12 protein-coding genes are annotated in these 15,429 nt (G+C 46.2%); 8 read left to right on the forward strand and 4 right to left on the reverse strand.

The genetic code is table 11. From position 1 onward, the window contains the following. The first annotated feature begins 284 nt into the window (after positions 1 to 284). On the forward strand, positions 285 to 1,379 hold the full coding sequence (locus tag QUA45_RS17700) for a hypothetical protein (RefSeq protein ID WP_333100130.1): 1,095 nt from the start codon (positions 285 to 287) through the stop codon (positions 1,377 to 1,379). Positions 1,380 to 1,433: 54 nt separating this feature from the next. Here QUA45_RS17700 and QUA45_RS17705 read toward each other — a convergent pair whose 3' ends face one another. From QUA45_RS17705 to nagA, 3 genes are all read right to left on the reverse strand, one after another. Further along, a complete protein-coding gene (locus QUA45_RS17705; RefSeq protein ID WP_333149507.1) occupies positions 1,434 to 1,826 on the reverse strand; it encodes a DUF423 domain-containing protein in 393 nt (130 codons plus the stop codon). A gap of 309 nt (positions 1,827 to 2,135) precedes the next feature. Then, positions 2,136 to 2,822: a magnesium protoporphyrin IX methyltransferase gene (gene bchM / locus QUA45_RS17710; RefSeq protein ID WP_333100132.1), complete on the reverse strand. Its 687-nt coding sequence runs from the start codon at positions 2,820 to 2,822 to the stop codon at positions 2,136 to 2,138. Positions 2,823 to 3,016: 194 nt separating this feature from the next. Then, positions 3,017 to 4,246 (reverse strand): N-acetylglucosamine-6-phosphate deacetylase, encoded by a 1,230-nt coding sequence (nagA, locus tag QUA45_RS17715; protein ID WP_333221714.1) that lies wholly within the window; start codon positions 4,244 to 4,246, stop codon positions 3,017 to 3,019. A 234-nt stretch (positions 4,247 to 4,480) separates the two neighbouring features. On the opposite strand from nagA, the gene purE reads away from it, so the two are divergent. Further along, positions 4,481 to 5,002 (forward strand): 5-(carboxyamino)imidazole ribonucleotide mutase, encoded by a 522-nt coding sequence (gene purE, locus QUA45_RS17720; protein WP_333100134.1) that lies wholly within the window; start codon positions 4,481 to 4,483, stop codon positions 5,000 to 5,002. 83 nt (positions 5,003 to 5,085) lie between these two features. Continuing rightward, the gene (locus QUA45_RS17725; RefSeq protein ID WP_333100135.1) at positions 5,086 to 6,687 is read left to right on the forward strand and encodes an ammonium transporter; all 1,602 of its coding nucleotides are present in this window, start codon (positions 5,086 to 5,088) and stop codon (positions 6,685 to 6,687) included. Positions 6,688 to 6,989: 302 nt separating this feature from the next. On the opposite strand, the gene QUA45_RS17730 is transcribed toward QUA45_RS17725, so the two are convergent. Next, positions 6,990 to 7,592 carry an IS607 family transposase gene (locus tag QUA45_RS17730; RefSeq protein ID WP_333100136.1) on the reverse strand — a complete coding sequence of 201 codons (603 nt, stop codon included), beginning with the start codon at positions 7,590 to 7,592 and terminating at the stop codon, positions 6,990 to 6,992. Between the two features lie 336 nt (positions 7,593 to 7,928). Here QUA45_RS17730 and QUA45_RS17735 point away from each other — a divergent pair, with 336 nt between their 5' ends. From QUA45_RS17735 to QUA45_RS17755, 5 genes are all read left to right on the forward strand, one after another. Further along, the gene (locus QUA45_RS17735) at positions 7,929 to 8,786 is read left to right on the forward strand and encodes an SGNH/GDSL hydrolase family protein (RefSeq protein WP_445243254.1); all 858 of its coding nucleotides are present in this window, start codon (positions 7,929 to 7,931) and stop codon (positions 8,784 to 8,786) included. A gap of 432 nt (positions 8,787 to 9,218) precedes the next feature. Then, a complete protein-coding gene (locus tag QUA45_RS17740) occupies positions 9,219 to 10,655 on the forward strand; it encodes an ammonium transporter (protein ID WP_333066029.1) in 1,437 nt (478 codons plus the stop codon). A gap of 270 nt (positions 10,656 to 10,925) precedes the next feature. Then, positions 10,926 to 12,131, forward strand: a complete 1,206-nt coding sequence (locus QUA45_RS17745; RefSeq protein WP_333100139.1) for a 4-hydroxy-3-methylbut-2-enyl diphosphate reductase — start codon at positions 10,926 to 10,928, stop codon at positions 12,129 to 12,131. A gap of 702 nt (positions 12,132 to 12,833) precedes the next feature. Further along, complete coding sequence (locus QUA45_RS17750) at positions 12,834 to 14,792, forward strand: CHASE3 domain-containing protein (RefSeq protein ID WP_333221715.1); 1,959 nt, start codon at positions 12,834 to 12,836, stop codon at positions 14,790 to 14,792. Then, positions 14,764 to 15,201 (forward strand): response regulator, encoded by a 438-nt coding sequence (locus QUA45_RS17755; RefSeq protein ID WP_333100141.1) that lies wholly within the window; start codon positions 14,764 to 14,766, stop codon positions 15,199 to 15,201. The genes QUA45_RS17750 and QUA45_RS17755 overlap by 29 nt, the downstream gene beginning before the upstream one ends. Positions 15,202 to 15,429 lie beyond the last annotated feature (228 nt).

Consider the following 15,429-nt stretch of genomic DNA (forward strand, 5'->3'; position numbering starts at 1 on the left):
AATTTTCAGCTTTTAAGACAAATTAAATTTATTTCCAGCCTTCTTTGATACGTCAAAAAAATACATTAGGGTCGCGATCACAGGGTAATAGTGATCGATCGCACAATAAATAATGTTATTAACGTGCAGCTTATAAAAGATGCAGGCAGTCGAGCCAAATGGCTTATAGCTTTAAGCGTAATGGCTGATGACTGTCAGCGTACAAATGCAGAAAATTGTAGTTAACAACATTAAAATTTAGAGGAATCCATAGGGTGCGACTTAATAAAAAAACGAGGTTTATCATGACGGGTATTTCACAAATATCTTCAAAATCTTTACCAGCAGCCGACCAACTTCAACAGGGCGCAACTCAGGCGTCTCAAGGTATTACCGGATCGGAAGCTGACAAACTCCCAAAAGCTAAAGGTGTCAGCGTTTCTTCCTTCGCAGTTAGCTGGGCAAAAAAATATTACAGTACAGTTGCGACACGAGAGAACCAAGCGTCACGCCAAATTCTCTCAAGCCTCGATTTAACTAATTTTGAGGGAAATAGAGCCCAAATAGTTGACAAATTGACAGGTACCCTGAAATTAGCCAGCGAGATAGCTTGGAGTAGAGTAGAAGCTCTTTTAGAGAAACAAATAGAGGGACACGCTATCGATCCAAGTTTAATTAATTCTTTAGAAATTGCCGCCGATTCTCGCACCTTATATAAGAAAGCAATAGACGCTTATGCGGATAGAGAACCTGTTTTCCGGTTGTCAGTGCTGGTGGGAAAGGATATTATTAAAGTGAGGCGAAAATACTCAAAGACAGATCCGTTAGTGCTGGGATTTGTGACAATGGAGTTTCAATACACTAGCAAAATCTTGTTAGGATGTCTTTCAGAGTCAGAGCGAACGGAATTTGCGCCCTACTTAAAAGTTGTAGACGACTACCTGCACATTCCCTACGGAGAGATTAACGAGGCTGCGGCGAATCACCCCCCGAATTCAAGAGCTCTATTAGCCGTTCAGCATTTATTGCAACAAACGACTCAGATTGCTAGTGCAGTGTACGATCGAGCTAGTTCCCAGCATCAAGGATACCGCAGTAGCAGCGGGTATTTGAGCGATCGCGAGGTAAAAATTTCTGGTATCCGGGATGTCGAGATTTTTCAAAGCTATTTGTGCTGGTGCGTTTTGGAAGGTAACATTCACCCGGTACAGCAAGAATTGTTTCCAATTTGCGTGATGTTGTACCCCAAACTTCATGTAAGTTGGGAGTTAGTGCAGGATATGCTGCTGATTTTATTTTGGGAAATATGCGAGCGGCTTCCGGCTGAAGATTTAACTGTATTTGTACCTTACTTGCGTACTCTGACTGAAATGTTTTCCAGCGATGTTTTTGAAAATTAGATAATTGGGAATTGGGAATTGGGAATTGGGAAGTGCCTCAAATTTACCAATTGCCTATTTAAAACTAAAAGCTGCGACTGCCAAACATCCCCAACCGGCAATAAAAGCAACTCCCCCCAGTGGCGTAATTGCACCCAGCCATTTGATATCGCTCAAACTCAGGGCGTACAAACTGCCTGAAAAGATGATTGTACCCGCAATAAAAGCCCATCCAGCGACTGCAAAAAATGTTTGAGACTCTTGAGCGCGGCTCAGGAGTAAAGCGACGAGTAATAAAGCCAGGGCATGGTACATTTGATATCGGGCGCCGGTCTCAAAAATGGTTAAAGCTCGATCGCTTAATTGATTTTTCAAAGCGTGAGAGGCGAAAGCACCGCCTGCAACGGATAAACCTCCGAATACTGCTGCCGTTGCTATAAAAATGCGAATTAAAATTAGCGTTGACATAATATTTATTGAATTGGGAAGAAGGAAGTTCGGCAACGAGCACTGTACAAGATGCAACGGATGTAACGGATGTCAGGAAGAATGAAGAATGAAGAATGAAGAATGAAGAAGAAAAAAGAAAAAAGCAGGAGGGAAAAACATCTAATTGTTGATATCTAATGTGCGCTGTGCGTACCTTACTTGTAATTGCGAGCCTCCGCGAAGCAATCGCATAGTAGAGATGTTCACTGGCCTAACTCTGGGAAGAGAAGGTGCGCGGGGCGCACCCTAGGCTGATGATAAATTAGCTTTTTTGCAGATATTTTTAACCTATTTCCGCACAGCTTCCAGCAAGCGAGAATAGTAAAAGCTAGTGCTAGTCATCGCTGTTCTGTTAATAACAAAACCATTGCTTTCTAGGATTTTGATAATATCAGCTTCGCGGTGCTGGTAAGCGCGGGTAGTTTTGCTGGGGCCTGGGAAAAGTTCACCAATTTTTTTGAGGGCGGTGAGTGCTAAAGTTTTCGGTGCAAAACTAAGAATTAGTCGCGATTCGGCGATCGAACTTAGGTGAGCGATCATTTCTGCAGCCTTATTTTGAGGATAGTGGATTAGGACATCCAAACAAATCACTGTGTGGAATTTGCCCGTTAAAGCTTCCAAATCTTGGGCGGCGAAGGAGATGTTGTAGAGCTTGCCGGGAACTGCTGTCGATCGATCGTAAGCTTCTGCTACCATCTTTTCCGAGATATCGCTAGCGCAAACAATTGCCCCAGCGTCAGCCAGAGGAATGCTCAGAGATCCAACACCGCAGCCAGCATCGCAGACACAAAGCCCGGACAAATTGCCATCAGCTTGCAGCCATTCGATGACTGTATCCACCGTTTTCTGGTGCCCGGTGCGGATGTCTAGCTGAACTTTATTGACTTGGCCCTCGCCGTAAATTCGCTGCCAGCGATCGAAGCCCGTCGAGTTAAAATACTGTCTAACTATAGTCTTGTCGTCTACCAAATTCATCGATCTGCCTGCTGCTGAGTTATTGCCAACGGTTAGATATTATATAGCAATCCGGTTCCGAAAATGTGCAACTTGCAAGTACAGATTTTAGATTTTCCATGAAAACGGCACATCTAAAATCTGAAATCTATCGAGTAATACCAGTTCGCGGATTCCTTCTTTTTCAATTCTTTAATTTAGAATGGTATAACAGGCTAAAAAAGTCGATGCCAAGTCAATTCCTTTGTCGTCGCATTTAAATTCCAGCGCAACAATTGAGTTGCCGATTTGCCCATAATTCCAGAAATTCCGATCGCCCTTCTCGGAGATTCAGTTGCCAGGGCGATCGCACTTTCGGCATCGCAAATCCCCCACTCCACCAAATTCTGCACTCCCGCCAACAGTGGCAGAGTTGTACCTGCCAAAGTAGCAGATTCCAGAGGCGAGTGGTAATCTAATCTTACCCAAGCTGTACCTTTTCTGACTTCAATTTGTCTGGAATCCCAAGGATAAACACCGTCAGGCAAACCCAAAGGAGCCAAAGCATCGCTCACTAAAAAAACGCCTTTTTCATACCTACCAGCGCGCAGAAAAAAATCAATCATTGTCGGAGAAACGTGCTTCCCGTCAGCAATTAAACCGCATTTTACGCTAGGATGAACAATCGCCGCTCCTAACAAACCCGGTTCTCGGTGGTGCAAACTCGGCATCGCATTAAAAGCGTGAGTTACCATTGAAGCTCCCCGCTCAAATGCTTGTTGGGCTTGCTCTGCCGTCGCTTGAGAGTGTCCGAGACTCACGGAAATTCCCAAACTTTGCAAATAGGAAATTACTTCGCCAGTGCTGTCTAACTCCGGCGCTAAAGTAATTATTTTGACAATATCGGCACAATCTCCTAAAACTTGCTTGACATTTTCTATAGTGAGCGGTAATAAAAACTCAACTGGGTGAGCTCCTCGCTTCTGGGGGTTGAGAAAAGGGCCTTCGAGGTGAACACCGAGAATTTCCGCTGTTTTAGGCTTAATTGTTGCCGGAGCAGCGGTTTGTACAGTGCGGATATAATCAGCTATAGTCGAGAGCGATCGCCTAAATTTATCCAGCGAAGTTGTCACCAAAGTCGGCAAAAAAGCATCGACTCCCTGATTCCACAAAAATTGACAAATTTTCGGCAACATTTCAATATGCTTGCTTTCTAAATCGGGAAAAGCAAAACCTAGGGCGCCGTTAATCTGCAAGTCAACACCGCCGAGAGAAAGCCAATCGCCTGCTACATCAAGCACTTGCAAATCGGGAGGACAAATCCGTTTAAATACGGCGTCCATCGGCCAAACTTCTTGAATGATGCCCATTTCGTCAACAGCAAGCATCTGCAAATCCTTGCAACCGGGGAGGCGAACATTGAGAATATCTGTGCGGGCGGCAGGTAGGGTTTTGGCTTCAGTCATCCGATTTTAGATTTTAGATTTTAGATTTTAGATTTAATATTCGCTACGTATAAATCCGGTGGGTGGCTATGAGGAGGGGGAGCTTTTTGCTTTTTGCTGGCTCCAGGGTGGCTCAGACAGCGGCTTGTGGTCAAATTGCTTTTAAGGGTCAGTTTGGGTACAAAATATCTAAATTGGAGTTAACGCAATCATTTAAAATTAGCATTTATCGGAAATCTCAAATCTGAAAATTTTATGAATCAAGCGACAGTTGGAATTATCATGGGTAGCGATTCGGATTTGCCAACCATGAAAGATGCGATCGCAGTTTGCGAAGAATTCAGTGTTGCTTGCTCCGTGGCGATAGTCTCGGCGCACCGCACCCCCGATCGCATGGTGGAATACGCCCAAACCGCGCACCAACGAGGCTTGAAAGTCATTATTGCAGGAGCCGGGGGAGCAGCGCATCTCCCGGGTATGGTAGCATCTTTAACGCCCTTGCCAGTAATTGGCGTGCCTGTACCGAGCCGCCACCTGCAAGGCCTAGATTCGCTGTACTCGATCGTGCAAATGCCAGCCGGGATACCCGTAGCAACAGTGGGGATCGGCAACGCTAAGAATGCTGGCTTGCTGGCAGTTCAGATACTGGCAGCTCATCAGCCGGAATTACTAGAGCGAGTCTTGGATTACCGCAAAAATTTGTCCGAATCTGTACTGAAAAAACAAAATCAATTAGAACAGCTAGGCTATCATAACTATCTCAATCTCAACAAATAATCCATAAACTTTTGTAGTAAGATTGGAAAGTTTTCCGAATATTGCTGAGCTTACTAGCCGTAAAGAGGGTAAAAGTGATTAAAATGACTGTCGGAAAGAAAAAGTCGAAACAAGTCAGGCGAGAGGCTTTCAATTTGCCAGCAGCTAAATTTTTTACGAAAGTCAACAGGTTGAAGAAGTTACCACGGGCGATCGCCCGCCTCACTCCCAGTTGGCAAGCTTGCATACCTTTAGCAGCAATCATCGTCTTGGTTTGGGGATATGCGGCCGTAGCCCAAACAGCTCCCGCGCCAACCACCGAGCAACAATTAGCAAGCCTTAAGGTGGGCATGGATACCATGTGGGTCATGGTGGCGGCGATGCTAGTGTTCTTTATGAACGCGGGTTTCGGTATGTTGGAAACCGGTTTTTGCCGCCAAAAAAATGCAGTGAACGTGCTGTCCAAAAACTTGATTGTTTTTGCGCTTTCTACGATCGCATTTTGGGCGATCGGCTTTGCATTAATGTTCAGCAACGGCAACGGTTTTATCGGCACCAGCGGCGGATTTTTTCTGTGGAATGTGGCGGACAACAGCCCCGCCACAGGAGACGCTTATCAAGGCATTTTCAACTCCTTAAACTGGACGGGAGTGCCTCTTAACGCTAAATTCTTTTTCCAATTAGTTTTTGCGGGAACGGCTGCAACGATCGTTTCGGGAGCAGTTGCAGAGCGAGTTAAATTCATTGACTTCTTAATTTTTAGCTTGCTGCTAGTAGGCATTGCTTACCCAATTACCGGACACTGGATTTGGGGCGGTGGCTGGCTGGCAAAAGCAGGCTTCTGGGATTTTGCCGGTTCGACAGTGGTTCACTCGGTAGGCGGTTGGGCTGCTTTGATGGGAGCGGCATTTTTGGGGCCGCGGCTGGGCAAGTACCGCGACGGCGATACTGTGGCGATGCCGGGACACAATATGAGCATTGCCACCCTGGGCTGTTTGATTCTGTGGTTGGGTTGGTTCGGGTTCAATCCCGGTTCGACAATGGCAGTCGATCCAAATGCGATCGCCCACATTGCCATCACCACTAACACCGCCGGCGCCTTCGGGGGAATTGCTGCAACGATTACTGCTTGGCTGTACTTGGGTAAACCCGACCTTTCGATGATTATCAACGGCATCCTCGCCGGCTTAGTCGGGGTAACAGCTAGCTGCGCTTGGATCAATGTCCCCAACTCTGCCATTATCGGCACGATCGCCGGTATCCTGGTAGTTTTCGCAGTAACTTTCTTCGACAACTTGAAAATTGACGACCCTGTAGGCGCAACTTCAGTTCACTTAGTCTGCGGCATCTGGGGAACTCTGGCGGTTGGCTTGTTTGCGGACGGGCCTACAACTGGACTTTATACCACAGGTCCGGCAGCCGGATTGCTCGTGGGCGGAGGCTTCGGTCAACTCTGGGCGCAGTTGGTCGGCATTATCTGTGTAGCCGGGATGACCGTGCTGCTGAGTACGATTTTTTGGGCCGCACTCAAAGCTTTGCTAGGTATCCGCGTTTCTGCTTTAGAGGAGGCTGAAGGTTTGGATATCGGCGAACACGGGATGGAAGCTTACACCGGGTTTGTTAAGGAAACTAGCTTGGACAACAGAATTGAGGGTGGCTACGGTGGTTATGGTGGGGGTTCTGGAGCCAAGACTACCAAACTGTAAAGCGTGCGAAGGGAGCGACCAATTCAGCTTTCATTTCCTAGATTAGCTATTTATCAGCTAATTCACGCCTTTATTCAGAAAAACTCCCTGAAATAGCCGCCAACTTATGGCAGTCTATCGTTGTGCTCGCGTTGAAATCTTCGATGCGAACGCGGGCATATTTTTATTGTTAGTTTACTTTTAATGTCGTACATATAGCAGTTTTTGATTTCATGAGATCTGCGCAGATAATTGTTAATTGGTAATGGGGAAATAGGAATTGAGAAGCTCTAACTGACGAGCTTTGTAAACTGGTGTATTGATTAGAGTTTATCGCCAATTGCTTTAAGTTCTTCAACGATGCGCTTGTTTTTGGGATTCCTGCTGCCATCAAGGCGGGAGGAGATAACAGTGATTATTTCTAGTATATCTTTAGCTAAATCCTCGTCACAGCTAGCATTTTCGGTTTGATTTATAATCACTACCTCTGTCCCAAAGTGTTCGCACAAATTAAAAATTAGTTCCGAACCAAATCTCAGCAGTCTGTCTTTGTGAGTTAATACCAGCCTTTCTACTTGATTGTCTGCGATCGCCCGAATGAGATTTTGTAAACCCCGCTTACTGTAATTAACCCCAGAACCCACATCATCAATGATTTGGAATTGCCAGCCGTGAGATGCACAAAACAATTCCAAAACTTGTTTTTGTCTGTCTAAATCATCTTTTTGGTCGTTACTGCTAACCCGAGCGTAAGCTATGGTTAAAGCGCCGTTGGGTTTTAAGCCGAGAAGATGAGCTAGGTCATACCGTCTGTGACCGTTAGCCGTGCGTTCTGGTATTAGTTTGCCTTCGGCTTCCCACCTGCGTAAGGTAGAAGCGCTTACACCTTTAATTTTGGCTGCTTCAGTTATAGTTAATTTTTTCATTTTTGGATTTTAGCATCACAACTGAGTAAGTTCGATCACTTTTAGATATATTTTTGTGCCTTGCAGCAGCTTTGACAAATCCGATTGCGGTGCAAGAAAGTTTGGTAGGCAGATTTTTTATGGTAAAGTAGTGCGAAAAAGCAAAGTTCTGCATCGCCGCCCTTGCCCAACACAGCACAGTGCTTGATTCTTACAAGAATTGAGGCTTGAATTGAGCGGTAAAATTTGATGCAGCAATCAGTGCACATTATTCGGTGTGAGGCCTGCAAATAGCTTGAGTTTATGGAGAAGTTTGGAGGAGGTAGCAGAAGTAGAACTCATAAATCCCTCTTAGGAATGGAAGTTAGCCGATCGAAAACTATTCCGGTTTGGGCTTTGCTATCTTTGGTGACGAACGGGGTACTGATGTTCACAGTCGCTCAACTACTGCTGCGGGGACACAACTTGACAGAAAGTTTCCAGGCGAATGATGCGGTGACGGCAGAAGTGGCTGAGGAACAAAATGACAAACCGATCACCTCTGCAAACGCATTGCTAGACGTACCCGTTCCAGGACCGCGACATAAATGGACTTACCAGCAGTGGGTGACGCAGTTGGGTCGCGAAGCTGAGGCGGCGGCTGCGAATCGACCATCAAGACTGAGTGTTTTGGCTGGGGATTCTCTAAGTATGTGGTTCCCAACCAAGCTGTTACCAGTCGATCGGTTTTGGCTGAATCAAGGGATTTCGGGGGAGACTTCCGTGGGTTTGCTCAAGCGGTTGCAGTTGTTCGATAGAACCGCGCCGGATACGGTATTTGTGATGATTGGGATTAACGATTTGTTGCGGGGAACCAGCGACGAAGGGATTTTGGACAACCAGCGGCAGATTATTCGCGATTTGCGGTGGGCTCACCCCAAAGCACAAGTGGTTGTGCAGTCGATTTTGCCTCACAGCGGGGAACAAGCTACTTGGGAAAATCGCGATCGGCTGTTGGCGATTCCTAATAGTCGGATTAGGGCAATAAATCGACGCCTGAAAGAAATTGCTAGTTCTGAGAATGTTTTGTATCTGGATTTGTACCCGCTGTTTGCGGATGCTGACGGCAATTTGCCAACCGAACTCAGCACAGATGGCTTGCACCTTAACGATCAAGGTTATCTGGTTTGGCGATCGGCCCTGCAACTGTTCGATCAGATGCAGTTGAAAAATTAATCCTTAGTCCTTAGTTAGAAAGATAAAGGATGAAGTCATATTCTCCCCAACTCTCCCCCTTTCCTTCTCCCACTCTCCCCAACTCAATAGTCTCCCCCTCTCCGATTATTTTGCGATCGCGGCCTATTTCAAGTAGCCACGGATAGATTAAGAAATATGATAGTTAGCTATTTAGTATAGGGTGATACAGAATAACTGTGGGTACAAATGGTGCAATCCAAAAGGCATAGACCATTGGATGGATAGTTGACGAATTTAGATGAGTCCGGCTATACGAAGTCGGGGGGTTGAGGATTGGGGAATTATCTATTGAAGATTTGTTCCGCTAAAACAGGGACTTAAAACCAAATAACTATTGCATCTAAAATCCTCCCATCTAACATCGGCTCGGTCTTCCCTGAAAATTGCTGAGTATGAGAAGGTACAACTAACGTGATCAAAAAAAGTTTAACGATCGGCATCATGGCACTGTGGCTGTTAAGCGTACCGCTGACGGACAATGCCTTAGCTCAAGATGCTGCTGGTGCTGCTGCGGTGGCGCCGAATCCGATCGACAGCGGCGATACGGCCTGGATGTTGGTCTCCTCAGCACTGGTATTACTGATGACACCGGGGCTGGCGTTTTTCTACGGGGGACTGGTGCGATCGCGCAACGTCCTCAACACCATGATGATGAGCTTAGTCATGATGGGACTGATCGGCGTCACCTGGACCCTGTGGGGCTATAGTTTGGCTTTTGATGTCACCCCCAGCAACCTCAATGATAAAGGGTTTGCTCAAGGGATCGAAACCTTCATCGGTGGCTTCGACTGGATGTTCTTGAACAATGTCACGGCGGACAAACCAGATCCGATCGGCTACGCGCCGACCATACCCCACCAAGTCTTCATGGTGTACCAGATGATGTTCGCCATCATCACTCCAGCCTTGATTTCAGGGGCTATCGTCGAACGGGTAACATTTAAAACCTATTTCTGGTTCGTGCTGCTGTGGTCTACCTTCATCTACTCTCCTCTAGCCCACTGGGTTTGGGGTAAAGGCTGGCTGGGGGCGATGGGAGCTCTCGACTTTGCCGGTGGCACCGTCGTACATATCAGTTCCGGCGTATCAGCCGTAGTCGCAGCTTGGATGATCGGGCCCCGCAAAGACCACTTGAACAAGCCCCACACCCCCCACAACGTACCCTACGTCTTGCTTGGAATTGGGATACTGTGGTTCGGCTGGTTTGGCTTCAACGGCGGTAGCGCTTTGGGATCTGGTTCTTTAGCAACAGTGGCTTTTGTCACCACCATGATTTCAACAGCAGCCGGCGGTTTAACTTGGACAATTGTGGAATGGGTTCTCAGAGGCAAACCGACAGCAGTCGGAATTGCCAGCGGTTTCCTAGCCGGATTGGTGGGCATCACACCTGCGGCTGGATTCGTACTTCCAGTGGGGGCCCTTTTGATCGGATCGATCACTTCCGTTTGTTGCTTCTTTGGCGTGAGCTTGCGAGCTAAGCTGGGATTTGACGACTCTTTGGATACCTTCCCAGTTCACGGCCTCGGCGGGACTGTAGGGGCGCTGCTGACTGGGGTATTTGCAACTAAAGCCGTGAACGCGGCCGGAAATGACGGGCTGTTTGCCGGGAATCCGGGGCTAATCGTCACCCAGTTTGTAGGCATTCTAGCTACTTACGTGTTTGCGGCTGTCGGCACTTTTGTGATTTTGAAAATTCTGGCGCAGTTTATGGAACTGCGAGTGCCGTCATCTGCTGAAGACCAAGGTTTGGATATCGGTCTGCACGGGGAAGAAGCTTACGGTGAGGATTTTGCCGGCGGTTTCAGTTCGTTTGAATCGGGTTCTCCTTTTGCGCCGAAAAAGGTTTGAAACTATCATAAGACTGACGCACTCCAGCCTGTGAAACCCGGTTTCTCGGTAGAATTATCGGCTCCCAAGCAGATTTTTCTAAGAAACCGGGTTTCTTTGCCGAATTTTGCGCCGAAGAAGGTTTTAATCGGTGATTGGCCGTTAGAGTCAATAATATTTGGGTTGCCCCGTTTTGCAATTGTTGCAGGCGGGGTTTTCAAATTTGAGATAGGAATTCTCCAATGGTTCTAAAATCAAAGGTAATTAACCTAGATTTCAACTCGATACCGCATGGATACTAAAGCTTTTAAACGATCGCTCCAACAGTCTGAAAACTACCACCGCAAGGGTTTCGGACACGAAGCTGAGGTAGCTGGCGTGATGCAGACAGCTTATCAAAGCAGTCTGATCCAGCAAATTCGGGACAATAATTACAGGCTAGAACGCGGCGCAGTCACGATCCGGCTGGCTGAGGCTTTTGGATTTTGCTGGGGGGTGGAACGCGCTGTAGCTATTGCTTACGAGACTCGCCAGCATTTCCCAACCGAACGGATTTGGATTACTAATGAGATTATTCACAATCCGTCTGTAAATCAGCATTTGCGGGATATGGAAGTTGGTTTTATTGCTGTTGAGAAGGGACAGAAAAATTTTTCGGTTGTCGATAGTGGCGATGTGGTAATTTTACCTGCTTTTGGGGCGAGCGTCCAAGAAATGCAGTTGCTTAATGATAAGGGCTGCAAGATTGTTGATACTACTTGTCCTTGGGTTTCTAAGGTTTGGAATACTGTTGAAAAGCACAAAAAGAGGAATTACACTTCGATTATTCACGGTCAATACAAGCACGAGGAAACTGTTGCTACGAGTTCTTTTGCTGACAAGTATTTGATTGTGTTGAATTTGCAGGAAGCTGAATATGTCAGCAATTATATCTTGCATGGGGGCGACCGCGATGAGTTTCTTGCTAAATTTAGCAAGGCTTATTCTGCTGGTTTTGACCCAGATGCGGATTTGGAAAGTGTGGGTATTGCCAACCAAACTACTATGCTCAAAACTGAGACAGAGAACATTGGTAAGTTGTTTGAAAAAACGATGATGCGGAAGTTTGGTCCTGAAAATTTGAACGAGCATTTTCAGAGTTTTAATACTATCTGCGATGCGACTCAGGAACGGCAAGATGCTATGTTGAGTTTGGTTGAAGAAAAGTTAGATTTGATGCTGGTGATTGGGGGTTTTAATTCTTCTAATACTACGCATTTGCAGGAAATTGCGATCGACAAAAATATTCCTTCTTATCACATTGATTGTGCAGAGCGCATTTTACCGGGAAATCGCATCGAACACAAGCCTTTGGGGGCAGATTTGGTCGTAGCTGAAGGTTGGCTACCGGAGGGTAAAATTGTAGTCGGCGTGACTTCGGGTGCTTCTACGCCGGATAAGGTTGTTGAAGATGCGATCGATCGCATTTTGACCATGAAACCCGCAGCAGTTGCCTAATTATATCGTTTTCGCTGCCATCGGAATCATCCTTTTGCGAGTGCTGTGCGATCCTCTCGCAAACAGAGTATAATTCCGATGTTACCGGATTTGATATTAAATTAATTTCAATCGATGAATCCTCCGCAATTACCCGATAGCTCGCATTTTTGATACTATCGATCGGTATCATCGCTCCTGTGAATTTCTCCCCTGCTTCCCTAGGTTATTTTTTAAATAAAATATTAAAAACTCGCTTTTTTTTTGGCTAAAAAGCTTGACTTGGCTAGCTTGACAATGTATACATTAGATAATCGGAATAGTGAACAAAATGTAATTTATGTCACCACTCCCATTATTTAATATATACTCCAAAAATAAACTAAAATAAATAGGTAAAAACTCCTTTTTTTGAGCCGCAATTTGAAACTGCCAAAGGAAAACGAACGATACAAAAATCGATGGAAAAAAGGCTAATTAAGCTTTGCAGGCTATCCTAGATTTTCTGGTGTCTGCCTGAATCACAAGAGGCAAAAAAGCGATTTCTAGAATCTCAGACTTAAGGCAGATGCAAGGAGTAACCCGACTAAACTAAAAAAATCACTCGCACACTTGAGCCTTAAATTTATAGGCTTTAGTCGCCGTTTCTGAGCGTGCCAAAAATTTGGGTATTCTTAATCCAGCTACAATTAAAAAAAGCAGGACTCCCACGCCGACTATTTCATGAAACAATCGCTGACTCCCCAAATCACCGCAGGTATCGGAATGGTCGTGGCGCTGCTAATTTTCAATGCGGCAACTTCCTACCGCAACACTCTCAAGTTGGTCGAAAACGAACGCTGGGTAAGCCACACTCACCAAGTTTTAACCGAACTCGAAGCTACGCTTTCCACGTTAAAAGATGCTGAAACCGGACAGCGCGGTTATTTGCTGACGGGAGAAGAACGGTATTTAGAACCGTATTACAGCGCGATCGCCCGCATCAACCAGCAAATAGCCGGATTGCAGCAGCTAACGGCTGACAATAACCGGCAGCAACAGCGCCTTCGCGATTTGAAAATTGCGATCGGTTCTAAATTAGCCGACCTTGAAAGAACCCTCAATCTGCGACGCAAACAAAACTTAGCAGCAGCCGTGCGAGAAATAAAAACCGGTAGGGGAAAGCAAATCATGGGGGACATTCGGCAGCAGATAGCCACCATGACTGCCGAAGAAACTCAGCTATTGCAGCAGCGCGCCCGAGAATCTAAAAAAAGCGCTAATTTGACCATCCTGACTTTTACCGTTGCGAGTTTAGTAAATTTCCTGTTGATGCTGTTGGTTTACTATTTGGTGAAGCGCGATCGAACTTTGCGCGACAATGCCGAAATTAAGCAAAATCAACTTTTAGACCAGCTAGAGCACGATCGCCACTCCCTGCAATTAAGCGAAGAACGTTTCCGCAGCGCCATTCTCAACGCACCGCTGCCAATTATGCTGCACGCTGAAAACGGAGAAGTTTTGCAAATTAACTGCGCTTGGACAGAACTCTCAGGCTACGAACACTCAGAAATTTCCACAATTGAAGATTGGACAGAAAAAGCTTACCACAGCCGCAAATCCCTAGTGCAAGAAGATATCGAGCGGCTGCACCGCTTAAACGCCCGCATTTCTGAAGGCGAATATATGATTGCCACAGCCAGCGGCGAAACTCGAATTTGGGAGTTTTATTCCGCACCTTTAGGCCAGCTTTGCGACGGCAGAAGTTTAGTAATTAGTACCGCCATTGACGTAACTGCGCGCAAACAAGCAGAAGCGGAAATTCGGATGCTCAACGCTACCTTAGAACGGCGAGTAGAACTCCGCACCAATCAACTTCAAGCAGCTAACGAAGAATTAGAAGCTTTCGCCTATACCGTAGCCCACGATTTGCGTGCCCCCCTGCGGGGAATGCAAGGATTGGCTGAAGCTTTATTAGAAGATTACCGTGACCTCCTCGACGAACTGGGTCAAGAATACGCCCAGCAAATTGTTAATTCTGGGCAACAACTAGAAGAATTGATCCAAGATTTGCTAGCTTACAGCCGCCTGAGCAGCACAGATTTATCTATGCAAGTTTTAGACTTAGAATCTACTGTTGCCGAGGCAATTGCTATGGTACAGGCTGACGCTAAATCCAGGCACGCTCAAATCAGTGTTCGATCGCCCTTGCCTGCGGTAATTGCCCACCGTGTTACTTTAGTTCAAGTAATCGCCAATCTGCTCACCAATGCTATAAAATTTGTGGAAGGCGCACCACCCCAAGTACAGATCTGGGCTGAGGAAATTGAGCAGCCTCAAGAGGGAGAGACACAGAGCAATACAGTGGGAGAATTGGCAAGGGCGACAGTGGGACAGTGGGAGCATTCCCAGTTACTGATGGTCAGTAGCCTATTGCCAGTCTTCATCATCCGTCTTTGGGTAGAAGACAACGGCATCGGTATTGCTCCTGAACATCAAAAACGCATTTTTCGCGTTTTTGAACGGCTTCACGGTATCGAATCTTACCCCGGAACTGGTATAGGATTAGCTATTGTAAAAAAAGGAGTCGATCGCATGGGCGGTCAAGTAGGAGTGGAATCTCAAGTAGGACAAGGCAGTCGATTTTGGATACAATTGAGGAAGCATGAGGCAAATGCAGACGATTTTGCTGGTGGAAGATAACCCCGTTGATATTCTATTAATGCAGCGGGCTTTTCGCAATGAGGCTTTGGCTAATACTTCGCTGCAAATTGTTCGAGATGGAGATGCAGCGGTTTTTTATTTAAATGGTGACGGAGAGTACAGCGATCGCGATCGCTATCCTTTACCTGCGATAATTTTACTGGATTTGAAATTGCCCAGGCGCTCCGGTCACGAAGTTCTGGTTTGGCTGAAGCAGCAGCCGGAACTAAAACGCTTGCCGGTGGTTATGCTTACTTCTTCTAGCCAAACACTTGATGTCAAGCGAGCTTACGATTTAGGGGTAAATTCTTATTTGGTTAAACCGATCGGGTTTGCTTCTTTAGTGGAAATGATGCAGAGTTTTAGCCAGTATTGGCTCAATTATACCGAACTGCCGGAACCTCTATAATTTGCGCGTTTTTAGTGGCGATTTCTCGATTTTTATTGCTTGTTTCCTCGTTACCAAGCTCTTTGTGGTAGTGGCGGTTTCTCGATTTCTATTACTTGTTTCCTCGTTACCAGCTGGCGGGGTGACAACCCCGCCGCAACCCAGATAGAGTGAGGTGTTAACCGACTTGTGGTAAAAAAAGATAGGTCAGAAGAAGGTTCCCAACGACCTATCAAAAAATATGCTACC

The organism is Microcoleus sp. Pol12A5 (genome assembly GCF_036701435.1).
Lineage (GTDB): Bacteria > Cyanobacteriota > Cyanobacteriia > Cyanobacteriales > Microcoleaceae > Microcoleus.